A 22,919-nucleotide genomic window follows, 5' to 3' on the forward strand; every position below is an offset into this window, starting at 1 on the left:
GTAGCAGCCGTGAGTGGCGGCATGCCTACTGGAAATCTTTCTTCGACGGAGCAGGTTGGTGGACGTAAGAGACTTCGTGCAGTTGGCCCTCGTCGGCGAGCTCCATGCGCAAGTCGCCGGAGCGCGACCGATCGCGGAGGTGGAGGCGATAGGTGACGACCGAGCCCTGGCCCGGCGTCGTCTGATCGACCGCAACGTCCCAGCGGCTGGCATGGCGGTAGAGGAGCCGAGTCATCGCGTCGCGTCCCAGCTTCTGGTCGCCGGAGATTTCCACGCAGAGCAGCCCATCGTAGCGGCGGTCGACGCCGAAGTTGGTGATGCGGAGATAAGCCAACACGATGCCGATCGCAATCGTACCGATCACGGCCGTCGAGTAGCGGAAGGTGCCGACCGACATCCCCTCGACGATCGCCCACAGGACGAACACAGTGTCGCGGGTGTCGCGGAGCACGTTGCGGAAGCGAACGACGGCAAAAACCGCCAACAGCCCAAACGCCACCATTAGACTGCCGGCCATCAGCATCATTAGCAATGCGACGATCACCGGCATGACGACCAACGAGGCGACGAACGCTTTCGTCGTGTCGGGCGTCGTGTTGGTCGCGAGGTAAACCCAGCCGATGATCTGGCCGATGGCGAAGGCCAACAGCAGCGTAAAAGCGAGCGTCGTCGGTTGGGAGAGGGAGCCGTGATCGCTGTAGAGGATCATGTCGATCCACGAACCGATGTTCATCGCGATCAGCCTGCCTTCGAGGGACTAGGGGCTTGTCCGGAGATCCCTAGTATATCCAGCCCTTTGACGAACTTCGAGAACGAGGTGCGGCGGAGCTTGAATTTCTTGAGGGTGTCTCGCAGCCAGAGCGGGCGCGTGCCGGCGTATTTGAACTCCAGCAGCACGTTCAGGCCGCCGATGTTCGAGCCGAAGCGCGGGGCGTTCAGCCCGGCGGAACGCATGGCGGCGTTGGTAGTGATGCGACGATCGAACGTGATGCGGACGCGCGGTTCGTCCTTCGAGTTGTAGGCTTCGCGCTCGTAAGCGACGAACAGCTTGGGGTCGGCGCCGAGGGTCTGCCGACGCTGGGCGAATTCTTCCAGCGCGGTGCCGCGGGCCCCGTTGCTAAGCGCATGCTGCAAATGTTCGCAGTTCGGGTTGCGGAGCATCGACTCGATCATCGACTTGTGAATGGAGAAGCGGCGCTTGAAAGTAAGGCCTTGCGACTTTTGCTTGATTTCAACGTACGCGATCCCCTCCGGATCGTGGTCGTAGTAACGGATGCGAAGCTTAACTCGTTCCTTCAGTCCCTGCCGACTTTGGTTGTAAAGGTCGAGAGCGGGCGTATCGAGGTAAAGGCTCAGCACCTGGTAGCCGCGCACGCTTTCCGGCGGGGTATGAGCGTCGACGTCGAGGTAGGGAAGCAGCTCGTTCCGGAGAGCGACGGCCATCGTGTCCGTCAGCAGATACTTCCGCTCGTAGCGGCCGGCGGGGAAGTCACCGAGATCATTCATCGTTCGTGGCCGTGGCGGGTGTCGACGGGCAGGGGGTTAGAAGGGGAATGTTTCGACGGCTTCGTCGCCGTCTCGAGAGCAAAGGCTCATGATGACGTCCTTGTCCGTCTCATCGGCTGCAAAATGGACTGAACCATCAGCCATCAAGAGGTTGGCGCCGCCAGGGTGGTCGGAAAAAATCGCTTCCTTGTACCACGCATCGGGGGCCTCCACGCGATTGACGCCCTTCGTGATGTGGCTGACATTGCTGCCCGACGCCCAAGCGCCATTCAGCGATTTAATTTCAGCATCATCCATTTCCACGCCGCGGCCCGTGCATTCAGCGACGGCAATCGTGTTCGACAGGCCGTCGGTAACGTGCTGCACTTTGACTGGCGGCGGAGCGAGGATCGTGTCTTCGTTCGGCATCCCCTTGGTGCCGATGAGCACTCCCCGTTGGCGACCGTAGGGTTCCGTCGAGCCAGGAGGAGATTCGTCTTTGTCTGGTCCAGACGAGCCGAGGTAGTCGATGCAGGCCATGCCGCCGCCGGGAACGCCTAGTTCAATCAACCTGGCGTCTTCGCCGCGGTGCGCTTCCAGTCTCCCCGTGCTCGGACAGCGGTAGATATCGATGACCAGCCCAGTGACGGGGAGATTAGCAGGATCCGACAGATTTAAGGAGAAGTCGATCTTGGGCAGCACATTCCCCTGCTCAAGATAGCTGAGCAGGAACGATGACCACGCCACTTGCTGAGTCTGCGGGAGAGTGCGTTTGTTCGTCCACTTTTTGCCGGCGGGAAATGCGCCCTCGGCGCCGACGTAGTTCTGCAGGCCGAGGCCGATCTGCTTCAAATTGTTCTGGCACTGGGTCCGGCGACTCGACTCGCGGGCGGCTTGAACGGCGGGCAGGATGAGAGCGACCAACACGCCAACAATGGCAATGACGACGAGTAGCTCAACGAGCGTGAACGCGTTGGCATCGCGGCGGGATTTCGCCCGGTTCCCGCGCCCGAGCGGTAATCTGCTGCGCGGATCAAAGCTGTTGATAGGCATCGATTTCCAGGCGATCGTTCGCGATAAGGGCCGGAATCAGCGTATCTGCCTTCGCAGCAGCGGCGACGTGAGTGCGAGTGCTGACGTCGTCGCCGGCTGCATTCCGCAGTCATACTGCAGCAAACCACATGATAATGGCCGTTTTCACAGACAACAATGAGAATCCTTATAAATCCTTCACTCAAACTTCATGTATTTGGTGTATGCGTCAGCGCCAGTGGCGCCTCGCCAGAATCGGGGCAGCGTCGCGGCGGTAGCTGACGATTCCGCAATCTGGGACCACCCGGCCGAGTCGCAGCGCAGTCGTCGGCGACGCCAAACGAGGGTTTACGCATGCCCTGGCGTCCCCCTCCGGCCGTCCGTAGGATAGTGAGACTCGCCGCCAACTTCGCGGCTCTCGGTCGGGTGGCAGAGCGGTTGAATGCACCGGTCTTGAAAACCGGCGTACACGAAAGTGTATCGGGGGTTCGAATCCCTCCCCGACCGCATCGCTGAGTTAGAAAGAGCCTGCAAACGCAGGCTTTTTCTATTTTCCCCGGGGATTTCAACAAACGGCTGTTTCGCTGTACCTCGGTTTGCAACTCGCTGCATGAGTTTGCAGCGCCGCATTGGGCGCCGCCTCTCAGGGCGACTTTATCTTTTAGCCTACGCTACATCTTTCACTTGCTTTGGCTCAGCACCGGCGGCGAAGTGGTGCGGCTCAACGGTTAGGTAGTGTTCGCGCGCCACTTCCTTGCTGTTGCCCATCCACTTGCAGACGACGTGCGAAGGAAAGCGGTCTTCAAGCTCAGTCTGTCGGGTGGCGCGCATCGAATGCCAGAGGCGTGGCCACACTTCCAAGCCGGCTCGCTTAATCGCAGTTTTCAGCGGGTCGCGGACGGAACCGCCACCGGTCCAGAATCGAGCCATCTGCAACACGGCTTTCTTGCCAGCGGGCGCGACGGCTTTAAGCTCTGACAAAACTTTCGCCAGTTCGGGGAAAAGTGGGATTTCGCGCGTCTCGTGGCCCTCGTAGCGTTGCGTCTTGGGCGAGTGGACTAGGATTTTCTTGCCTTCCCAGTTGATGTGCGACCACTCCAGCATGACGACTTCGGAAGGCACGCGCAGCCCGCCCCAGCGAGAGAGGGCGAACATTACTTTCCATTCAGCCGATGGAAGATGCGCCATCACCTTCAGGGCGTCGGCTTCGCTGACGAATGCTCGGCGCTTGGTGGCGATGTTGCTCTTGTTGATCTTGGCGAACGGATTGCGGTCGATGATTCGTAGGTCCATCGCGTGATTGAAAAATCGGGATGCGATCGACACACGCTTGCGGGCGGTGGCTTCCGCCAGCGGCGTTCGCTCGCGAAGCATCGTCTTCGGTCCACACTTTTTGACCGGCGCGCCGCCTTTAGTCAGCAAGTAGGTATAGAAGCCGGTGGCGTGGCCGCCGGTAATTTCGGTGAGGGGTCGGTCCGCCCCGAAGTGGTCGCACAGGTTTTCGCGCGTTGCACGCTCTAAGCGGATTGTATCGGCGACCAGCCGACCGACTTTGACCAGTTCTTCGCGCTCAGCAATATATGCGTCGATGAACGAGCCCAGAGCGTTGGCCTTAGCTTCCGCTTCGGCCATTCGCTGTTCTTCCTCTTCCTTCCGTTTCTCGGCGTCGATCAATCCGACGCCGGCGAGCTTGTCGCGAAGGGTAGGGGGGATGGTCGCCAGCCAAGTGGCGGTCGCGCGTGGGATGCCTGAACTTGCCACTTGGCACCCGACGAGCGTCTCGACGTGGCCGGCGACCGTTTTGGCGGTGGCCATGTCCATCTTTCCCAGCCGCAGCGATTTGCGAGCCCGGTAGGCGTCGTAGAACGTGATGCGACGGTAGCCGCCTGAGTAGCTTGTGATACCAGCCATTCGAGAAACTCCAGGGAGGGTAGGGGACGAATGGGGCGCCAGGATACCGTTACCGGCATTGGGCGCCTACTGGTCCCCTTTCCCTAATCGGCCCGTTCTCAATCACCAGCTTGGGCTAACTGGGGAGAGTTTGACGGATTTCCCGCCGCCGGCGTCGATTCTGTCCCTTCGATCGGTTCGGGCGTTACGATTGGCGGGTTACTCCCCCGGTAGGACTCGAACCTACGACAAAACTGCGACTAAGCCGACTGCCAATCGGCTGGCAGCCGACTCGCTAGCCACGCCTGCCAATCGGCGGCGTCGATCAAGAGAGAGTTGCCAAACTTCACGGTTGGCAATTCGCGGTGCTGAACCGCGCGGTCGAATGCTTGCCGTTCTTCGCCGAGCAAATCGCCTTGAAGGTCTTGGATGGTAAGCCAATGCTTCGATGGTTGGTTCATAAGTCGGCCCTTTCCAGTTAGTTGAACTTGGTTACGCTTCCAACGGCTTGGCGGATGCTTCGATTGATGCCCGCCACGCCAACCAGTCTTCGTGGTCGAGCCAATACTCACTGCCCACGCGCGTGATGGGGATTTCCTTGAAGCGAATCGCGTCGCGCAGCTGGCGGTAATCTTCCGCGGCAAGCAGCTTCCGAACCGTGGCGAGCGTGAACCAACCGAGCGACGTGAAATTCACGCCGCCGCTTTGAGGCTTTGAGTCGCCCATTGCACCACCCCTTCCACAGCTTCGCGGTAGATGGCCAGAGACACGCGGTCGACGCCTTCGAGGCGTAGGGCTTCTATGAACCCGTCGACCATGCTCGGCACGTCTGGCAGCGAAGGCTCGCCGCAGAGGCGTTCGAAGTCGTCGAGCGCCAACGCCTCCATTCGGGCGATGAGCGTTGGCGGGGTATGGCGTCGCTCGAATTGCTGGCGAGCTTCGCGCCACTGGGTCTGCGGCGTGAAGCCGCGGAGCTTGCAGATTTCCATTTCCGACTCGCTGGTGTGATATTCGGGTCACCCAAACGGGCCCAATATACGCGCATCGGAACAGAGCGGAATACCAAGTCTTGTAGATGGTTAGGCGGGGAGGCGGCGCCCATTGGGTGGCGGGCGCCCATGGGTAACGGGGCCCGATGGGTGGACTAGGCAAACCTCTACCGAACCGGCATCCGTTTGCGTCCGGTAGTTCGACCGCCACCGCTACCCACTCACTGCGAGCGCGCGACTACTACCGTCTGACACTTTCGGAAACTGGCTTCCGCAATTGTCGCATCGCCCGGTGGCGTGGCATACGCGGCAAACCCGACGCGCATCGATTGGCTCCCCATCCCTCGCAGGATGCGAACCTACTCCCTCGCAAACGGAACAGCGGCCCGAGTTATTGCAAGTCTTGCAAGCATTGGATGGTGTCACCATCGATTGCCTCCGTTGAGCGGAATTCTTGGCAATCCAAGCATACGCTCTAATACGGAGTGCTTGCCATGGAAATACAGGCGATTACCCATGATCATTTTACTCAAATTACCTCTGAGGCCGTCCGTGGGGAACTTGAGATAGGTTGCTTGGTATGCGACGGTAAATCGGCAAGTCGCCGGCCGCGTATTTTTTAGCACTGAACGCGCGTTTCGATTCAGCGTTGTACGTCTCGTGGGGTGCAAGTGGAAAGTCAACCGGCCGCGTCGAAAGTTCGATCGATTCGATGACGCGGAAATCGCATTGCATGCAGAAATAGATCGCATCATCAGTCTCAAAGCGATTTCGCTCCGAGATGTAGCGGTCGGCCTTAGATATGGGCGAGGCCGACCGGGGAATTGCAGCGCTAAGATCGCGACCAAGTAACCTGTACGCCGGGCGCGGATTGATGACCTAAAAGGTTTTATTCTTCCGTTGTCAGGTTTTACAGAAATTGTGTTACAATCGCGGTTCTTGGCATTCCGTCAAAGTTGAACGTCGGTAATCTGGTCGCACTCGCAGTGGTCCTTGCCGAAGCCGCCTTGCGCGGCCTGCGGTTCCTGCGAGTTGCTCAGGGCATCGCGCGAGTTGCGGCTCGCGCGATGCTTATTCAAAAGGAACGCTGCCACCAAGAATTGCAGGGCAGGTGGAATGGACTCGTCAGTAGTAGGTGGGAGTAACGCCGAGGCTCACACCGCGAAGGTCGATGGCCGAAAGATCAATTGCGAAACGCTTGCGGACGCCATCGCCTTGAAGATCGCAGAACACGCCGCCACGGTTGGCAAGCTGGACCTGCTTGAGGAACTAACGCCTGAGAATCTTAGCAAGATTGCTCGGAAATACGGCTTCGAAGCCATCGCCGATGCGATTGAAGCTTTGCAGTAGCTGCGTACTTAATCGCGCGTCGCAGGAGACCGTCGCAAGTTTCTAGGGGACTGGCGACGGTCTTTTATGCAGTCTTTGCTATCTCTAGCGGAACTGCTACAAGTTCAGCCAGTGGTACGTCGGATTATGCAGCGGCCGTTCTCTACTTCGCATCAATGCCAATCTATGACCAGTTGCCAAACGTCTTCGCTTGGGAACAGGCAGGACAGTGGTATTTCGTACAAGATCGAACTGCCGCCCCGCCTGAAGCCGTAGAGGCTCGCTGTTTCAATGACGGAACAGCGAATGTACTTTCCATTAATCGAGGCACGAGCGGCGTCTTCGTGCGCGACGCCATGCCTTGGAACGGCCGGGCGAGGGGTCAGTAGAATACTGCAATCTTCCGCCACAAATTGCAGTCGCCGGCGATAATTGTTTACTTATACTCCCGCAGTAGCTACTTTCCCGTAACTATTGCAGGCAGACGAGATGTCGTCATCAGTCATTGGGCGAAGAAGCGCGGAACCGCACACCGTCGAAGTCGATGGGCGATTAATTCAATGTGCGACTTTAGCCGACGCATTCGCGATCAAGGTGGCTGAGCATATCGCAACGGCACGATTTGCTGGGCTCGACGATCGGGGGGCCTTAGCGCCTAGCCCATGTATCGCGCAAGTACGGCTTCGACGCAATTGCTGATGCAATCGCGATCTACAACGCCACCACCATCCCCAACAACGCGGCGACGACGCTCATTCCCACCAATGCCGACCGCAGCGTGAACTGGCGGCCGATGCGAATCGCCGCGACGGCGGCGAGGGCGAAGACGAGTGCGGCGTACCAATGTGGGAAGTAGACCCCATAGCTCAGACGGCCGAATGCTCCGCTGGCGTGTATGAGGGATAGCAAACGATCATCGATTGTGGACTCAAACGCCACTGAGTGTCGCCACAGGAGGTTGTTTGCGGCGAGATACGCAGACGCTTCCTTGTCTAATAGCTGAACGGAAACCGTTCCCGGCATTGATTGCAAATTTACTGTGCGTGTGCGATAGACGTACGACGGAACATTGATGAAGTCCCAAGCCGCATGGCTACGCCACCACAACGCCAAGCAGCCCACGCTCGCCGCTAGACAAATCGCCGCCAAGGTGTAGCGTAGGGCTTTCAGCATCGATGGGGCCGGGGTTAGTCCGCCTACAGAACCGGAATTCTCAACCGGCTCATTCTGCCGGCTCGATTAGCCGCATGCCGCTGCTACTTTGCCGATCAAATCAGCTAGCTCATCGTGTAATTCTGGGGCGGTTGCGAACTCGTCTACGACGAAGCTCGCCAGTTGCTTCTTGCTGCGTCTAAGTCCATTGTACTCAATGGTGCCTCTTTCGAGATCGATCGCTCCGACCTGACTTACGTCGCAGCTAAACGCGCGAGCCACAATCGCCTTGGGATAGTAGTACTCGATGCCATTAAGGCTCCATACATGAATGTTATTCTTCGGAACCCCCTGCTTCTCAATTGCTCCTAAGTCGGCACTGTAAACTTTATCCAAGACCACGAAAAGTCGCTCACGAAACGGACTTGAGTGAAGATCGCCAAATGCCTGCTTAATGATTTCGATTTTCTTCGGAACTCCGCCATCCCCGTCCGCCTTGACAATAGCGACGGTTCTGTCGGGAATCGAGAGCGAGAAAACTTTCCGTAAATATGCGATGTCGCAATCACCCTCAACGATTACTATCGCTGAAGGCAGGAACAAGCTCTCTAAGTGATTGCCGAGCATATTCAGCTGGAGGTCGTGAAGCTCGCTGAATGATTTGATGCCCGCGATGCTGATTGTGTTATCGAGCTTAGTCACAACGAAGTTGTTGGACAGATTTCGCTTATCTAAAAACAGGTGGGAATGCGTTGCCAAGATGACGTGCTTGAGGTGAGGAAAATTTGCTTCCAATTCGCCGCTATTGCAAAAGAAATTGCTGAGAATCCCTTGTATGCGAGGGCTAAGGCCTATTTCCGGTTCGTCGATTAGCACCGTATGGAATCTTTTGTCGAGCAATACGCCCAGTAGTGTCATGAGAAGTCGTGTTCCACTGCTCGCGTACCGAAGATTCTGGCCATCCATTGCGACGTAGTATGGACTCAGGAGGTTGCCCGGGTCAGACATGCGAAGTTCAAATTTGTTGCCAAGGAGAGATTCTGCAACCTTGAATAGTTGTTTACGTTCGCTGTCGTTGAGTGACGCTATTATGCGATCCAAAGTAAGTTCGCAGCCCTCGGTATTCATCCGCGCGGCAACGAAATTATTCTCAAAGTTCCGGTAAATCTGGCGATGCTCATCTCTCGCAATCGAGCGAGAGTTTAATTGGTCAATTTGCGAAAAGCGGCTGCATCCCAGCAGGTATCCTTCACAACCTACAATCTTCTGTATGTGCTTCAGCAGAAAACTTTTTCCGCCATTGTTAGGCCCTGAAAGAACGGTCAGACGACCGGCCTTCCTATCTTCCCAAAACGTGTCGACAGGCGGATTGAAAGCTATGGGACTTACTTCAATGTCTGCGAACGCGATAGAATTGTTCACGAATCGCATGGTGCCAGTTGCGACATTAGTGTGCGGCTCAACTTGCCCGATCGAAGCGAGGTACTGGAGATTGTCGAACGTGCATGGTCCGTTCCAAGTTACGCTGCGACCATCAAAGTAATACCAATCATCGCCGCTGCTGTGCATTGGAACCGCCATGCTCTGGTTGAGACCTGCGACTTAAAGAATCGCTTTAAGATACAATGGCGTCGACTTCTCTGCGAGTGAGTCAATTCAAGCCAGCCCACCAACGCCCCCTCCGTGGAGCGTTGCGGGCGACTAGCTTCCCGGGGCGATCAGCCTGGGCCGCCGGGGATGCCCCCTTCGAAGGTCATCCTTTCGAGCAGCTTGGCACCGTTCTTGTCGATGCTCGTCAGCAAATCGACTTCACGGCTTCGGCCGCCGAACTGTTGCGAAGCGAAGCTGGCGTCGAGCGTGGCAATCGCTTTGCCGCCGGAACCGACCCCAGCCATTTCGCCGGCGTTAGCAATAGCGGGGTCCAAGCGGTCGCGTTCGAACGTCGCTTGCGCGTCGATCTTGGCTTGAGCTTCCGCCGCTGCGGCCTTTGCTTCCTCGCGAGACGAAGCCGCAGCAGCCTTCGCGGCGTCAACCTTGGCGCGGGCGGCGTCAATCGCTGCTTGCGCTTCCTTGTTCGCCGCCGAGTCTGCGGCGTTCATATCGCCGCCAATGATGCCGGCGGCACCGGCGTCGGTCTGGCGACTGCGATTGCGGTCGGCTTCGGCCGCCGCTTCCCGGGCAGCAGAGCGGGCCGCTGCGGCCCCCGAACGGTTGCCTTTTTCTTCCTCGGCTTTCGCCACTATGTCGGCGTTCTTTGCAGCAACGTCTTTTTCAACTTTGTTGATATAGACTTCGTTACTGCCGCCGATATCGATGGTGTATTCGCGAATCTTGAGTGCCATTTTCTGGAACAAAGCAATGACGCGATTCGTTGCTCGCAACGTTGCCGAAACGATGTCGGTCCAGACGTTAGCGAACCAAACCCCCACGTTGTCGATCGTGGACGCGAAGAATTCGACGGTGTGCGACCAACTGCGCTCGACCATTCCCCAGACGGCGTTCACGCCAAGCAGCATTCCGCCCCAGACGGAGTGCCACACGTTCGCGATGCCGGCCAAGGCATTATGCCACGTCTCGCGGATGCCTTGCGTGCCCTGAAGCCAGAGCAATTGCAGCCCTGCCCAAAGCACTTCGCCCGCTTGCTGAACGTCGCCGGCCATAAGGGCATCGGCCATGCCGCCGAACGTCGCCGTTACCGTTTCGAATAGCCCCGCCATATAGGTCCGGCCCATCTCGGTCGACGTGGCGAACCAATAGCCGAGCGCGGCCAACGCTGTGACGGCTAGACCGATTGGCGAAAGCATCGCGCCGATAACTGCGGAAACTGCTGCGAAGGCGGACACGAAACCGCCGACAGCCATTGATGCTAAGCCGAACGCGGCACCGATCGTTAGCAGCGCCGCGGCCCCGCCGACAATCGCCGTGATGGTCCAAAATACTGTCGTGGCAAGCGAAGCGTTTTCGCGAACGAAGTTGGCGACGTAAGGAACGGCGTCGTTCATCGCTTGCAGGAAACCGGTGAACATCGGCAGCAAGGCTTGACCGAACGGCCGCACCGCTAACGCGATGCCCGCTTTGAACCGGGCCCAAAGCCCGTCGGCGGTTCCGTTGACCCGCTTCAAGAGCCCGTGGAATCGACCGCCTTCGCTGGTTGCAGACTGGAACGCTTCGGCAACTTCGCCAGCGGCGATGCCGCCCGATTCCATCCGCTTAGCCAAAGACTTCATGTCTTCGCCGGTGGTGCGGCTGATTTCTTGCAGCGGGTTGAAGCCCGCTTCCACCATCTGCAAGACTTCCTGCGCCATGAGGCGACCTTTCGCTTGGACCTGCCCAAACGCCAAGGCTAAGCGGCTTAGCTTCTCCGAGTCGCCGGCGGCGACTTCGGCGAGATTCTGAACGATCGGAATCACCTTGCCGGCTTCAACGCCAAAGCCCAACATGGTTCGCGTTGCTTCCTGCAACGTTTCAACCGAGTAGGGCGAGACGGTCGCGAACTTTTCGAGACTCGTCAAAATTCGCTTCGTCTCATCGGCTGAGCCCGTGAAGGTTTCGAACTGCGCAGTTGCCGATTGCAGATTGGCGGCGAGCTTTACCGGCCACAGCAGAGCCGCACCGGCCCCCGCGCCCACCAGCAAACGTTGAATACCGGCGAACCCGCCGCCGGCGGCACCGAACGAACCGACGTTGCGGAAGCTCGCGCCGATCTTCGCGAGCTTTGATTGCATTTTGTTCAGCCCTTGGCTGACTTTGTCTTGGAGCGAAAGCGTAATTACCGCTTTCCCTGAATCGAGTGTTGCCCTACTAGGCATATATCTAAGGGCGTAGCGCCCTTCCCCTTAATGTTTGAAGAATCAGAATGTTGCGGCGCAGGGGGAAGGGCGCGCCCGAAGTGATTAGCCAGCGGCGCTGGCTAGAAGTTGTTTGACGCCGCCTTCAATCGTTCCCGCGATTGCGGCGGAGTATGCCGGCGACCTCATGTCGGCGAGAATTTCCGCGCCAACGCGCTGCATCGCATCTTGATAGTTTTCGAAGGTCTGGCGGATGAACTCACGCGATGCGAGGGGGGCCCAAAGAGCGAAAGCTTCGGCTAACGCACGGTGCGCTGCGGCGAAAACGTCGCCGTCGATCGAATCGAAGAACGCGTCTTCAGTGACGCCGAGCGTTTCGGCTTGACGCTTTACGAGCGTCCACAGAATCTTGCCGAACGTGTAAGGGTCTGCCTGAAGGGCGCAGACCGTTTCGACGTGGTCCGGTGCACCTAGGTCGATGAAGCACCGCGACTTGATCGAATGGACCGAACCCATGCTAAGTTGCAGTGACCACTCGTGACCGCCAGCGTTGAACGTATTGCTATACATTGAAAGTTCTCTTGTGGGAGTGAAAGTAAAACCGAGCGAGCGCCGCGCAAAGGAAACAACAAAACGACGCCCGCCCGGCAGCGAAAAGGGTTACGAAGTGAACACGCCGAACAGCGAAGCCGTCGCGGCAGTAACTTTGAAGGCTTTAAGGTCCAACTGCGTTCCCGCAACTACCGGCATGCCGGTAACGCCAGTGCCATCGCTGTTGAGGATGGAAACTTCGCCGACCGTGCCGACGTAAATGAACTCAAGCGAATCCGGTAGCGGCTCGTCGCTAGGCACGATTTGGCGGACATAGCCGCCAGCTTTGAAAGTTGTCATGGTGATTTTCCCCCTTTAATGGGTTGGTTGGAGCGGCGGGGCGGGGGAAGGACGCCCATCCGCGGAAATGAAACTAGGCCGCCGGCTTAGTGCCGAACGGACGGAAACTGCCTTGGCTCATGCGAATGCCTTTGCGGGGATTCGCCTTGGCTTCGCTGGCGTCGACTTGCGTTTTCAACTCGTCGATATCCTGCGACAGCTTTTTAAGCTCAGCGATTTTCACCGCATCGGCGGCTTGCTGTGCTGCCAGTTGCTTAGCCTTCGCGCCTTTGTCGACTACTGGCGCGGCGGGTTTCGCCGGAGTAGCTTTCTTAGCCAGGTGACGGTTCACCGCGTCGCGAGGCGTGTCGACGCCGACACGATAATCAGCGACCCGTTCGCCATCGACGAACATGACGCCTTCGTTGATGACGCAGCCGCGATTGAACCGCGACGGTCGATTGTCTTGAATCAGATTGAAACGAGTATCCAGAACCATCTTCTCTCTTTCCTTAGTGTTGAAGGCTTTGCGGCGACGCGGCTCGGAGCTAGAACACCGCGTCGCCGCTCGACCTTTGTCGCCGTCAACGAGACGGCGACGTTCCTATTCCGACTAGCAGCCGGCGAGCCGTTTCACGACCGTCGCCAGTGCGGCTTCGGCGTCAGCAACACGGGCCTTGCCCGTGGTCACTTCCGCCACCGCGGCTTGGTGTTGCTCGACGGCGGTTCCGGCCTTCGCGTTCGCGGCTTGCCACTCCGACGATTGCCGAACTAAGTGGCTGAATGCGACCTTGGCCGCTTCGCCGTTGTCCGGGTAAGCCGGTTGCGATTCGACGCTTACGCCAGCGGCGTTGAGCTTCACAACCACCGCCTTTTCAGTTTCAACAAGTCCTTCGTCGCAGGTTTCCCGGAATGTCTTCAACTCGCCAGCCCGAATCGTAGCGCGCTCGACGAACTCGCGTTGCAGCAGCACGGCACGTTGCGACAACGTCAGTTCGCTGCGGTTGATGGCTTCGCGACGAGTCGCCAGCTGTTCGACGGTCACGGTTTCAGGGTTGTCGCAGCAGTGTGCCTTGGCTTCGGCATACTTCACGGCGTCGGCGTTCCACGCCGAGACGGACTCATTGTGCCCGGCGTCATCGGCCAAGCAGCCGGGGGTTAGGCCGGCTTCAACGACTGCCATGGCCCGCGGCTTCACGAAGCCGACAATCTGCGGCTTTGCCGTGACCGCGACCGGAGCGGTCGGCAGCGGGGCAGCAGCGACGACGGGGCCGGGGTTGGCCGCCAGCGTCTCGGCGGCTTCGGCGCGAGCGGCGGCGCGCTCGGTTTTATCTGCCAGGAGCGTCGCCTGCTGGGGAGTGAGGGTTGCCGGCGCGACCGGCTTCGGGGGAGACATGACACTCATACAAAAACCTCTTCTAGAATGGTGCCGGTGTTCGCCGCGGCGCGCGGGTCGCCAACATGGTCGACCACTGATTTAGTTAGCAATCGTTACAATCGAATCCGCCGGACCAGACCCGGACGGACTCATATAGGGGGCCTCTTCCGGCTGCCCCGTCGCGTGGGTTCAAAAAGTAGTACCTACCCTATGGCCATTGAGGATTGGCCTGTCTCACTTTGAGGCGCCTCATTGTGAGACGCCTGCCGTTTTGGCTGGTCGCAAAACGACCAATGTTCAAAATCGATACAATGGTCATAAATCGTGCAGCCAGAATGGCAGAGGCGACGAGCACTCGGACTCGTGCTCTGATCGCCAGGGGATGAATCACCAGAACTAAGGCGAGGGCACCCGGACCACCCGGACTGCCCTATTACATAGGGCAGGTCCGTCCGGGTGGTGCCGTGGTCTGCCCAGGCACAAGCCGGACTCAGAGTCCGGGAGGGCAGTCCGGGAGTCCGGGCGGTCACACTCATGCGACAACCCCCAGTCGCGTTGAGAGGCGATAGCCGCCGGGCTTTGGTTTGTGGCCGCCAACGCAGTAGTCGGCGTCTTCAAGTTCACCGTTGGCAAGCATTGCCGCCAGCACGCCGGCTAGACGAACGCTATTGAAAGTCGTCTTCTCTCGAATCGCCGTTTTGCTCAGGGGCTCGTTGCGGCCTGTATCCAGCACTGAACGCACAATGGAGATATCCAGGGCCAATCGCTCTGCCTTGGCGTCTTGAGCCGCCTGAAGGGCGTTGGCGCGGGCTTGGTCGGCTTCAACCACGGTCACGGCCCATTGGCGGCCCCGCAGGTCGTCCCCTTCATCAACCGTGACAGCCCACTGCCCGAAGTGCCCGGCACTGCCGCCCGCCTCCATATGGAGTTCGTGGACGCCGTTGCGGAACGCCGACCGGCGGCTTAGCAGCAGCCATTGACGCATCCAAGCGTCAAAACCGGACTGCGACAAATCCTCACGGGTCATCGGCTGGAATTGCTCGGCGCGGCTCGCCTTGCGGGCATGGTGAACCAATGCCATCGTGCAACCAGTCGCGGTGCCGATCTTGCCGAACGGCTCCAGAATCAACCCCATCGCGAATTGGTTGCTTGCCTTGTCGGCGTTGCCGCTGGTCAGCGTCGCCAGATAGGCGGGGTCGACGCACAAAAGCTTGATGCCTAACTCTTCAATCGCCTTCTGAATGGCATCTAGGTGGGCAGTAATCGACAGCTTCGGAAGGTCAAAACCGATGAAGAAATTGTCATCGGAAATCTCGGCTCCGCGAACGCTCGCCATAGTGGCTGCACGGCGCTGAAGCGATTTGCGGCCTGACTCGCCGGAAATGAACGCAACGGGGCAAGGGCCGGCAACCGGAAAGTGACCAAAGAAAGGCTGGCCGCTCGCCAGCGAAATCATCATGTCGAGCGCCGTGTTCGTCTTCAGGCCCTTGGTGCGGCCACCAATGACGAAATGTTCGGCTTCAGCGACCAGACCCGGAATCAGGTATTGCTGCGGCGTTTCGTCTTTCTGAAAATCACTCCATCGAATGAGGCCAAGCGAAAAAGGGCCACCATTGCTGGCGGTGGCGGACAAGACGCCGAACTCGCGCCCCCGCAACACCTTTTCGTTAGCGCTTTTCCATTTGTGTTCAAGCTCGGTTTGCGACCACGGCGGGTCGCACTTCTCTTCATTGAAGCGATGAATCAGGGCCCATGCTTCTTCGCCGCTGATTCCGTGACGGAGAATTTCGCAGTTCACGGCGAGCATTCGGTCATGGCCGCGGTCGCCGCTGACGGCATCGGGCATTTTCTCCAAACGCGCCCAACACGCTTCGGCGTCGGACGCAGGCTCAGCGGTTACGCTCGGTGAGCCGCCAAACGTCTTCGCCCAAAAGGCGTTGAGTTCAGTCGTCCGCTCGGCGACGGGCTTCAGTTCCAAGCCGGTAACGTTGCCAGTCGTGCAGAAGTAGCGACCGTGCGAATAGGCTTCGACCTTGCCGCCGGCGAAGTCAACTTTCTTGCCGGTGCCATCGCACGGCAATTCGCCTTTGGCGATCAAGTGAAGCCCAGTGCCGCTTGGCGAAACTTCAACGTAGGTCGCCAGTGAGTTGACGATTTCCGTCGCCCACGGTTCGACGACGCCCGTTGCGGCGTTGCGGCACTTATCTAGATCAATACCGACATAAGAGTCATCGGGGCTGAACACGAACCCGATGCCGTCGAAGCCCGTGGCCTGAGTGGCGGCGTCGTACGTCGACCACGTTGCTTTGTTCGTGGTCGAGGCTTTGCGGCCGTTTGGTTGGTAGGGAACCTTCGTCGGCTTGTCGCCGCCGCGCGATTCGAGTTTCCAGTTGACCCACTGCTTGCGGCTTTGCAGTTCAGCGGGGATCGTATCAGCCAGTGATGGTTTCACAGCAATCATTTCTTTCTTCCTTTGTTGACTTTCCGGCCGAGCGGCCACATTCCTTGGCGAAAGGCGCGAGCCCCTTGCCGACCGCCATAAGTTCGAACGCACGTTGCTGCGTGAAGACGCCGCGGACGATGCAGGTTTGGGCTTGGTCGCCGAGCGTTGAGCCTTCGAACGTGATGCAAAGCAACACAACGTCTTGGCCGTCGATGGTCGACTTGGCTAGGAATTGCGTTTCGCGGCATTCGTCTAAGGGTGCAGCGCTGCGGCGAATCGAATCGACGGCGATGCGTCGTCGGTCGCGAAACTTGTCGTCACCCGGGCATACGCCGAGCCGAGCTAAGTCGGCGTCTGCGGTGCGCGAGACGACAAGCTGCGTCGTTGCGGCGGTTAAGGTTGGTAGGGTGGTCATTTCTATCTCATGTCTAAAAGTTCAACGTGGTCGGCGACTCGAATTGGCCAGTACATTTGGTATTGGGCACATTCAATCCAGTCGCTGCCGTCTTTCTCATCGCACTGAATTAGGAACGACTCATCCCATGCGTTGAAAATTTGCACTTCGTAGTCGTCGATAAGTTCAGCTTCGGTAACAATGAACAACATCTGGTTTTTCCCCGCAGCAGCAGGGAAGGGCACTTGCTCACGGTTGTGTCTTTCTTGGGTAAGAGTTAAGTGGTTTAGGCTTTGGCAACGGCGGCAAGCTTTTCGAGTGATGCGTCTATGTCTTGCCGCCGGTGCATCACTTGGCGGCCAAGGCGAATGGGGCGAAACAATCCTTGCGACTCATAATTCACCAGCGACCGCTCAGAGATGTTGAGCAGCTTCGCCGTCTCGCGGCGAGACAGCAGAATCGGTTCGGTTGGCTTCATCCTTCCCCCTTTCGCAACGTGCCACGGCGACGAAGTTCGGCGACGATCATCGGGACGTAGCTTTCGGGCACCACGCGGCGACCGGCTTTGATCGGGCACAGGTCGTCCCGCAATGCCCGCTCGCTGAATAAGTTGGTGATTTGGCGGGGCCGGACCCGCACGCCAAATCGCTCGGTGAGTTGGTCGGCTACTTCGCCGACTGAGTAAACGCCCATTCGTGACCTGCCTTTCTTGGTTGGGGATGGTGGTGACGGAAGGAGAGATATTTAGTACCGGCGTCACGAACTGAGCGCGCATAAAAAAACGCAACCCCCGGTAGTTCCAGGGGTTGCGTCGAGTATTTCGTCATGACGAAAAGAAACGGCGTCAGCGAGAGATTAGAAAACCACGGAGGCCTGTAACGCATTTAGGGGGTGTACCAGCATGCCGCCATTCGAGCCGGTCAGCGTCCCAAGTTTTCTTTGTCCCGTCGAATTCGGCGATAATGTCATCCCGAAATTCATCGTCCTCCAAGCGGTCACTAAATGACTCGATGTACTCGCTGACGGTTTCGTCAGACGCTCTTGGAATGCTTTCTTCCGCGGCCATTTCATCTGCAATCTCTTCGCCTATTTGTTTACCGCCAGCGATCTTAGTTCTCGTGTCGGGCAACGGTGCTCTGGACAAGCGTTCCGCGAGTTGGCGTTGCTGTTCAACGCTCAACTGCGGCTCACCTAGTTCATTCAAAGCGTTCGTCGGAATCGCAGGCAGTGAAGCTGGTTTGACCGTAGGTGGATGAATGGTCAGCCAAGCGTCAGTTTTGCTCGCATACCCTGTGGAAACCCTAAGTAGGCGCGCAAGTTCATCACGCCTTATCAGCGGCGAACGTCGCAGTATCTGCCGGGCGTCGTGTTCGAGAATCCTCTTTTCTCTGCGCGTGGGCTTATGGCCTCTCGGCCATCGTGACGTATCTCGTTGAGTGGATTTCCCAAATCGACGATTGCTAATTGCTGATGCCAGAATTTCAAGCTGGTCACCTAGTTCCCCTCGGAGCCTCAAAATCGGAGTGCGCGCATATCTGAATGCCGCATCAATCTCGCCTTTGACCAGGGCGCTTTCAGCATTAACGACCGCCGGACCGACAATGCAATCCGCGATGCGAAAGTAGTCCCGAAGTTTGACCCTAAGCGCCTGAGATTCGGGAAGCTGTTCGCAAGTGATCATACCCGTGTCAATCGCAGAGTGCGCTCGCTTCAGGGTTGAAATCGCCGACTCTGCGTCCCACCGCGTTGCCGATTCGTGTCCTTTCTCAGCGAGCGAGTCAGTGAATAGAAGGTCGTCCAGGCCCCGCTGGTCATCAATCGAAGAGATACAATCATGCAGGCGATCGAGGAGATTACGACGCGGCACAGCAGCAACGGTGGCCATCATTCAACACAGCAACGGGGTAGGGGAGGGGAGATACCATCAATCCCCATCGACTAGCCCCGTGGCAAAGTTCGCCAACTGGCGAAAGAATTCGGCCTGTGACGGTTTTTCCGACACAAGCCACCCACTTGGCGCCAATATCCCGAATCGCTATTCTGGCGCCCCACGGACTACGGGGAAGGCGACATAAAGTCGATTTGCCGACTGTTCATCGACGTTGCGAGCCCCGCCCCATTCAGTTGGGTGCGGGGCATTTTCTTGCGCTCATGCCCGGCGACGAAGCGATGCAAAGCCAATCATCGCAGATAAGGCGAGCAATGCGGCGGCCGGTTCAGGGACGACGGTGAGACGTAGCATCGAGTAGGTACCGGAAATCGTATCATCTGCGTTTCGCCGTGGATCTAATGACTCCATTGAGGCACCGAACACAAACACGCTGCCGATCTTCGCATTGATGGCGGCCAGACCGTCCTGGTTCATTGTGAATGTTCGTATGACGTTCGTATCCGCTGCCGACGAAAAGTCGGAGTTGGTCGCATACTTCACACCCGTTCCTAGATCGTTGAAAGTCGCATCCGTCGGTATCGCTAACCGATCAAGTAGGACTGAAATCGGCGTCGTAACGTCATACAAACTCACCGTCTCGAAAGGATCGGTGGACTTTACTTGGCCGTTTTCCAATAAAAGTTCGGCAGACACCACGCTTCCGTGGACGCCGCTTAAGTCGAAGATAAAATAGGTGCGAATGTTATACGGACCGTTTCGAGTGGGGCGCTGTCCGAGACTGAAGACGCTGAAGTATGGGCTACCAAAGAAATGTAGACTGTCATTCCACCCGCTCTTGTGAGGGGAAATGCGGGGGTCGCCAGTAGTCAGTTCAATGATCGCAGCGCCAGCCTGCGTTGGGCTGAGACCGACAATCGCGATCGTCGCGGCGATTAGTAAGGTTTTGACCAAGCGATTCTCCTGTTCCGCGGTGCAGATGATAGGATATTGCACCCGGCGGGGCTGGTCAATTTTCGCCGCCACGCCCACGGGCCTCATCGGCCAGCCGGTCGACCGTGGTAACAATGTCCGCACGGCGATAACGGACCATCCACCCCCCGACTTTGAGCGGCAACGTGACTCCCGCGGCGTCCAGGCGGCTCATCTGGGGGATACTGACGCCAAGCAGGCGGGCAGCCTCAGGGCGAGAGATTAGCAACGGCAGTTCGGGCTCTGGTTTGCGTTTCATTGCTGGCCGCCTTCCGCCAGCTTGGCGATAGTCGCCTCAACGTCGCAGCGTCGGTAGCGGACGGCGGTGCCGAGTCGGACGGGTTTGAACAACCCGTCACGCTCAAGGTTTTGCAAGTGCCTCTCAGTGACCGCTAGAAGCCGCGCAGCTTCGCGGCGAGTGATCAGGAGCGTTGGGTCGGGTTCTTTGTCGCGTCGCATCAGGGGCCCTCTTGCAAGGCGTAGAACGGAAGCGAACCACGCTTCAGCGAGCGTCGAATTCGCCCGTTTTCGGGGGTGGCGCGCCGGAATGGGCGCCCCAACGGTTCAAAGTGCAAGAAATCCCCGGGAAAAGGCGGTCTCGCGGTCCCTCCCCGACCGCATCGCTGAGTTAGAAAGAGCCTGCAAACGCAGGCTCTTTCTCGTTTTGGCGGGAATTCAAGCGAATGACAGCTTTGCGGCGCCTCGATTGGTCACTCGCGGCGTGAATTGGCAGAGCTGTATTCGGCGCCCGCCTTCGGGGCGTTTTCGCGTTCAGTCCAAGTGACGTCTTTTAGGGGGCTTGGGACCGGCTCCCGCGCTCCCTTCTTACCGTCGTCTATGCCGCCGCCCTTTGGTCGCTTCGCGGTCAATGGTCAGCAATCACGGTGAGGCGATTGCGGCGTCGGGTTGCGATGGAGTCGTCGGCCATGCTCGGCGCGTTTGGCAGCGAAGGCTCGCCGCACAGGCGTTCGAAGTCGTCGAGCGCCATCGCCTTCATTCGTGCGGCTAACGTTGGCGGGGAGTGGCGTCGCTCGAATTGCCGGCGAGCTTCACGCCACTGGGCTGCGGCGCGAAGCCGCGGAGCTTGCAGATTTTCATTTCCGACTCGCTGGTGTGATTATTGGGCCGCGAGAACGGGCGTCCGATGGGCAAGGTGGGGGCGAAAATTGACCACTCCCGCCGGGTGCAATATCCTGTTATCTGCACAGCAGAACAGGAGAATCGGTTGGTCAAAACCCTACTAGTCGCCGCGACGATCGCAATTCTTAGCCTCAGCCAATCGCAGGCGGAGGCGGCGATCATTGAATTGACCACTGGCGACCCCCGCATTTCACCGCACGTTAGCGGATGGAAAAGCACCACAGGACGCTCGTGGAGCCCATTCGCAAGTGTCTTCAGTTTTGGACAGCACCCAACACGATCCGATCCGTACTATGACCGCAGCTACTTCATCTTCGACTTAAGCGGTGTCCACGGGAGCATAGTGTCGGCCGAACTGCTAATGGAAAACGGCCTAGTAACATCCACAGATCCTTTCGAGACGGTGAGTTTGTACGACGTTTCGACTCCGATTTCAGTCTTGCTTAATCAGACAGCGATATCGACGGAGGCGACGTTCAACGATCTGGGAACGGGCGTGAAGTATGCGACTAACGCTAGCTTCTCGTCAGCGAAGACAGATGCGAACGTCATACGAACCTTCACGCTGAACCAGGACGCTTTGGCCGCAATCAATGCAAAGATCGGTAGCGTGTTCGCAATGGGCGGCTCGATGGAGTCGATGGACCCGCGGCGGGGTGTCGCTGAGACCATCGCCGGCAGTTACTCCAAGCTACGTCTGACCGTCGTCCCTGAACCAGCAGCTGCAATGCTCGCCATTCCCGCGACGCTCGGCTTTGCATCGCTTCGCCGCAGAGTAGTCGCCTAATCGGTTATCTATCCGCTCCCTTCGCCCGATATAATCATCGTCTGCCTTAAACGCCCGCTAGGGACGTAAGCCACGGCGTACGATGTCACGAATCGAACTCAGCGACGACGAATTCGCCATGCTGAATTGGCTGCGCGAGTTCAATAGCTTCGCGACCGTCGAAGACGAGGCGGTTCGGAGCCTCTTAACCAAATCCCTGCTGGTTCTCGAAAACTCAGCGGCCGTCATTTCGCAGGCCGGCGTTGAGTGGCTGGATAGCCACCCGTTCTTTTGGTAGCCGCGCGCAAACGATGCCGACGACGGTCTGTTAGCGATCATCTTTAAGATGAGCCGCTTGCAACTTTAGCACGCACGCTGCCGCAAGCATCACCATGCTGCCGATCCATACGTAATAGCCAAAACGCATGCCACCAAATATATAAATGGAGGCCAGCGGTATCGCGAGAAAAAGCATCGCCAATGCTCGCGACGGCCCCGCGGTGAAGTAGAGAAACACTGCGAGCAGCCAAGCGACGTTCGCAAAAGCGCAGATAAACGGCGGGATTGCCCCTGCATGCTTTGCTTCGTTGTTGGCGAAAGGCGTCAGGGCAATAAATAACGCTTTGTAGCCCGGAATGTCCTCGCTTTCGTGCGTGCGTCCAGACGTGATCGTAAAAGCGGGCAGGAAGAACGACAACGTGAAAACGCCGGCACTTAATAAGACGAGACGATTCGCTGGTTGCAACATACAAATACTGCCCGTTAGAGAGATGGGGCGGTAATTTCTCGCTGACTTTACTTTCAGATTGTACTCTGCGTTCACAAAGTCACCGCCATCCCCAGTAACGCAGCGACGACGCTCATCCCCACCAACGCCGACCGCAGCGTGAACTGGCGGCCGATGCGAATCGCTGCGACGGTGGCGAGTGCGAAGACGAGGGCGGGATACCAGAGTGGAAGCATAACGCCAATTCCGATGTTTGCGAAATGTCCCTGTTCTGAGATCAAATCACTCAAAAGTCGCCTGTTTTCAGGGGAAGGGATTTTTGTTTGAAAATTCACTCTCCACGGCTCGTCCTTAACTTTAAACCGACAAGCAAATAAATAACCGGACTCCGTTTCCAAGGAATTTGCGACCGAGGTTTGACGCAGGTACAGATAGAAAACGTTCCAGTGGCTTATCGGCCACAACGTCAAGCAGCCCACGCTCGCCGCGAGGCAAATCGCTGCTAAGGTGTAGCGCATGAGTCTGACCATGTAGGCATTCCTATAAGGCCACAATCATCCCCAACAACGCGGCGACGACGCTCATGCCCACCAACGCCGACCGCAGTGAGAATCGTTTAATTCGGACTATCGCGACCGCACCGAAAGCACCGCTCAAAGCGGAAGGAAGCCAAAGT

30 protein-coding genes and 1 tRNA gene are annotated in these 22,919 nt (G+C 58.0%); 4 read left to right on the forward strand and 27 right to left on the reverse strand.

The window, feature by feature from the left end; all coding sequences use genetic code 11:
* Nucleotides 1-25 precede the first annotated feature (25 nt).
* From PLANPX_RS09210 to PLANPX_RS09220, 3 genes are read right to left on the reverse strand one after another with little or no spacing between them, the layout of a single operon-like run.
* Nucleotides 26-733, reverse strand: a complete 708-nt coding sequence (locus PLANPX_RS09210; protein ID WP_152098446.1) for a DUF4956 domain-containing protein — start codon at nt 731-733, stop codon at nt 26-28.
* Nucleotides 734-738: 5 nt separating this feature from the next.
* Nucleotides 739-1,506, reverse strand: a complete 768-nt coding sequence (locus PLANPX_RS09215; protein WP_152098447.1) for a polyphosphate polymerase domain-containing protein — start codon at nt 1,504-1,506, stop codon at nt 739-741.
* 36 nt (nt 1,507-1,542) lie between these two features.
* A complete protein-coding gene (locus tag PLANPX_RS09220) occupies nt 1,543-2,538 on the reverse strand; it encodes a DUF1559 domain-containing protein (RefSeq protein ID WP_152098448.1) in 996 nt (331 codons plus the stop codon).
* A 399-nt stretch (nt 2,539-2,937) separates the two neighbouring features.
* Here PLANPX_RS09220 and PLANPX_RS09225 point away from each other — a divergent pair.
* Nucleotides 2,938-3,024: transfer RNA gene (locus PLANPX_RS09225), tRNA-Ser, on the forward strand.
* A 159-nt stretch (nt 3,025-3,183) separates the two neighbouring features.
* Here PLANPX_RS09225 and PLANPX_RS09230 read toward each other — a convergent pair.
* From PLANPX_RS09230 to PLANPX_RS27950, 5 genes are all read right to left on the reverse strand, one after another.
* Nucleotides 3,184-4,278, reverse strand: a complete 1,095-nt coding sequence (locus PLANPX_RS09230) for a tyrosine-type recombinase/integrase (RefSeq protein ID WP_172991946.1) — start codon at nt 4,276-4,278, stop codon at nt 3,184-3,186.
* Between the two features lie 389 nt (nt 4,279-4,667).
* Nucleotides 4,668-4,868, reverse strand: a complete 201-nt coding sequence (locus tag PLANPX_RS09235) for a hypothetical protein (protein WP_152098450.1) — start codon at nt 4,866-4,868, stop codon at nt 4,668-4,670.
* A gap of 31 nt (nt 4,869-4,899) precedes the next feature.
* On the reverse strand, nt 4,900-5,103 hold the full coding sequence (locus PLANPX_RS09240) for a hypothetical protein (RefSeq protein ID WP_232536348.1): 204 nt from the start codon (nt 5,101-5,103) through the stop codon (nt 4,900-4,902).
* Entirely contained in the window at nt 5,100-5,396 is a 297-nt protein-coding gene (locus tag PLANPX_RS09245; protein WP_152098452.1) for a hypothetical protein, read from the reverse strand. The genes PLANPX_RS09240 and PLANPX_RS09245 overlap by 4 nt, the downstream gene beginning before the upstream one ends.
* Before the next feature lie 950 nt (nt 5,397-6,346).
* Nucleotides 6,347-6,490, reverse strand: coding sequence for a hypothetical protein (locus tag PLANPX_RS27950; protein WP_232536349.1), 144 nt, complete (start codon nt 6,488-6,490; stop codon nt 6,347-6,349).
* Nucleotides 6,491-6,512: 22 nt separating this feature from the next.
* Between PLANPX_RS27950 and PLANPX_RS09250 the strand changes: the two genes are divergently transcribed.
* Nucleotides 6,513-6,746: a hypothetical protein gene (locus tag PLANPX_RS09250; RefSeq protein ID WP_152098453.1), complete on the forward strand. Its 234-nt coding sequence runs from the start codon at nt 6,513-6,515 to the stop codon at nt 6,744-6,746.
* A gap of 690 nt (nt 6,747-7,436) precedes the next feature.
* Here PLANPX_RS09250 and PLANPX_RS09255 read toward each other — a convergent pair.
* The 17 genes from PLANPX_RS09255 to PLANPX_RS28225 all read right to left on the reverse strand — a co-directional run bounded on the left by PLANPX_RS09255 (nt 7,437) and on the right by PLANPX_RS28225 (nt 20,598).
* The gene (locus PLANPX_RS09255) at nt 7,437-7,898 is read right to left on the reverse strand and encodes a hypothetical protein (RefSeq protein WP_152098454.1); all 462 of its coding nucleotides are present in this window, start codon (nt 7,896-7,898) and stop codon (nt 7,437-7,439) included.
* A gap of 66 nt (nt 7,899-7,964) precedes the next feature.
* The gene (locus PLANPX_RS09260; RefSeq protein WP_232536350.1) at nt 7,965-9,446 is read right to left on the reverse strand and encodes an ATP-dependent nuclease; all 1,482 of its coding nucleotides are present in this window, start codon (nt 9,444-9,446) and stop codon (nt 7,965-7,967) included.
* Between the two features lie 149 nt (nt 9,447-9,595).
* A complete protein-coding gene (locus tag PLANPX_RS09265) occupies nt 9,596-11,602 on the reverse strand; it encodes a tape measure protein (RefSeq protein WP_172991947.1) in 2,007 nt (668 codons plus the stop codon).
* 168 nt (nt 11,603-11,770) lie between these two features.
* Complete coding sequence (locus PLANPX_RS09270; protein ID WP_152098457.1) at nt 11,771-12,235, reverse strand: hypothetical protein; 465 nt, start codon at nt 12,233-12,235, stop codon at nt 11,771-11,773.
* Between the two features lie 90 nt (nt 12,236-12,325).
* Nucleotides 12,326-12,556: a spike base protein, RCAP_Rcc01079 family gene (locus tag PLANPX_RS09275; protein WP_152098458.1), complete on the reverse strand. Its 231-nt coding sequence runs from the start codon at nt 12,554-12,556 to the stop codon at nt 12,326-12,328.
* A gap of 73 nt (nt 12,557-12,629) precedes the next feature.
* Complete coding sequence (locus PLANPX_RS09280; RefSeq protein WP_152098459.1) at nt 12,630-13,034, reverse strand: hypothetical protein; 405 nt, start codon at nt 13,032-13,034, stop codon at nt 12,630-12,632.
* Between the two features lie 114 nt (nt 13,035-13,148).
* Nucleotides 13,149-13,940, reverse strand: a complete 792-nt coding sequence (locus PLANPX_RS09285) for a hypothetical protein (protein ID WP_152098460.1) — start codon at nt 13,938-13,940, stop codon at nt 13,149-13,151.
* Nucleotides 13,941-14,445: 505 nt separating this feature from the next.
* Nucleotides 14,446-16,374, reverse strand: coding sequence for an AAA family ATPase (locus PLANPX_RS09290; protein WP_152098461.1), 1,929 nt, complete (start codon nt 16,372-16,374; stop codon nt 14,446-14,448).
* The gene (locus tag PLANPX_RS09295) at nt 16,346-16,771 is read right to left on the reverse strand and encodes a hypothetical protein (RefSeq protein WP_152098462.1); all 426 of its coding nucleotides are present in this window, start codon (nt 16,769-16,771) and stop codon (nt 16,346-16,348) included. Before PLANPX_RS09295 ends, PLANPX_RS09290 begins: the two co-directional genes overlap by 29 nt.
* A gap of 2 nt (nt 16,772-16,773) precedes the next feature.
* A complete protein-coding gene (locus PLANPX_RS09300; RefSeq protein ID WP_152098463.1) occupies nt 16,774-16,962 on the reverse strand; it encodes a hypothetical protein in 189 nt (62 codons plus the stop codon).
* A gap of 74 nt (nt 16,963-17,036) precedes the next feature.
* Nucleotides 17,037-17,228, reverse strand: a complete 192-nt coding sequence (locus tag PLANPX_RS27245; RefSeq protein WP_172991948.1) for a helix-turn-helix domain-containing protein — start codon at nt 17,226-17,228, stop codon at nt 17,037-17,039.
* Nucleotides 17,225-17,443: a hypothetical protein gene (locus tag PLANPX_RS27250; protein WP_172991949.1), complete on the reverse strand. Its 219-nt coding sequence runs from the start codon at nt 17,441-17,443 to the stop codon at nt 17,225-17,227. The genes PLANPX_RS27245 and PLANPX_RS27250 overlap by 4 nt, the downstream gene beginning before the upstream one ends.
* Nucleotides 17,444-17,594: 151 nt before the next feature.
* The gene (locus tag PLANPX_RS09310) at nt 17,595-18,638 is read right to left on the reverse strand and encodes a hypothetical protein (RefSeq protein ID WP_172991950.1); all 1,044 of its coding nucleotides are present in this window, start codon (nt 18,636-18,638) and stop codon (nt 17,595-17,597) included.
* A 261-nt stretch (nt 18,639-18,899) separates the two neighbouring features.
* On the reverse strand, nt 18,900-19,664 hold the full coding sequence (locus PLANPX_RS09315) for a hypothetical protein (protein WP_152098466.1): 765 nt from the start codon (nt 19,662-19,664) through the stop codon (nt 18,900-18,902).
* Nucleotides 19,648-19,869 carry a hypothetical protein gene (locus PLANPX_RS09320; protein WP_152098467.1) on the reverse strand — a complete coding sequence of 74 codons (222 nt, stop codon included), beginning with the start codon at nt 19,867-19,869 and terminating at the stop codon, nt 19,648-19,650. The genes PLANPX_RS09315 and PLANPX_RS09320 overlap by 17 nt, the downstream gene beginning before the upstream one ends.
* A complete protein-coding gene (locus PLANPX_RS09325; protein ID WP_152098468.1) occupies nt 19,866-20,069 on the reverse strand; it encodes a helix-turn-helix transcriptional regulator in 204 nt (67 codons plus the stop codon). Before PLANPX_RS09325 ends, PLANPX_RS09320 begins: the two co-directional genes overlap by 4 nt.
* Before the next feature lie 406 nt (nt 20,070-20,475).
* The gene (locus PLANPX_RS28225) at nt 20,476-20,598 is read right to left on the reverse strand and encodes a hypothetical protein (protein ID WP_261344420.1); all 123 of its coding nucleotides are present in this window, start codon (nt 20,596-20,598) and stop codon (nt 20,476-20,478) included.
* 156 nt (nt 20,599-20,754) lie between these two features.
* Between PLANPX_RS28225 and PLANPX_RS09330 the strand changes: the two genes are divergently transcribed.
* Both PLANPX_RS09330 and PLANPX_RS09335 read left to right on the forward strand, forming a co-directional pair.
* Nucleotides 20,755-21,537: a hypothetical protein gene (locus tag PLANPX_RS09330; RefSeq protein ID WP_152098469.1), complete on the forward strand. Its 783-nt coding sequence runs from the start codon at nt 20,755-20,757 to the stop codon at nt 21,535-21,537.
* Between the two features lie 82 nt (nt 21,538-21,619).
* Nucleotides 21,620-21,814 carry a hypothetical protein gene (locus tag PLANPX_RS09335; RefSeq protein ID WP_152098470.1) on the forward strand — a complete coding sequence of 65 codons (195 nt, stop codon included), beginning with the start codon at nt 21,620-21,622 and terminating at the stop codon, nt 21,812-21,814.
* Nucleotides 21,815-21,844: 30 nt separating this feature from the next.
* Here the strand turns inward: PLANPX_RS09335 and PLANPX_RS09340 are convergent, their stop codons facing one another.
* Both PLANPX_RS09340 and PLANPX_RS27255 read right to left on the reverse strand, forming a co-directional pair.
* Complete coding sequence (locus PLANPX_RS09340) at nt 21,845-22,264, reverse strand: hypothetical protein (RefSeq protein WP_152098471.1); 420 nt, start codon at nt 22,262-22,264, stop codon at nt 21,845-21,847.
* A 71-nt stretch (nt 22,265-22,335) separates the two neighbouring features.
* Nucleotides 22,336-22,479: a hypothetical protein gene (locus tag PLANPX_RS27255; RefSeq protein ID WP_172991951.1), complete on the reverse strand. Its 144-nt coding sequence runs from the start codon at nt 22,477-22,479 to the stop codon at nt 22,336-22,338.
* Nucleotides 22,480-22,919 lie beyond the last annotated feature (440 nt).

Source organism: Lacipirellula parvula (genome assembly GCF_009177095.1).
GTDB lineage: Bacteria > Planctomycetota > Planctomycetia > Pirellulales > Lacipirellulaceae > Lacipirellula > Lacipirellula parvula.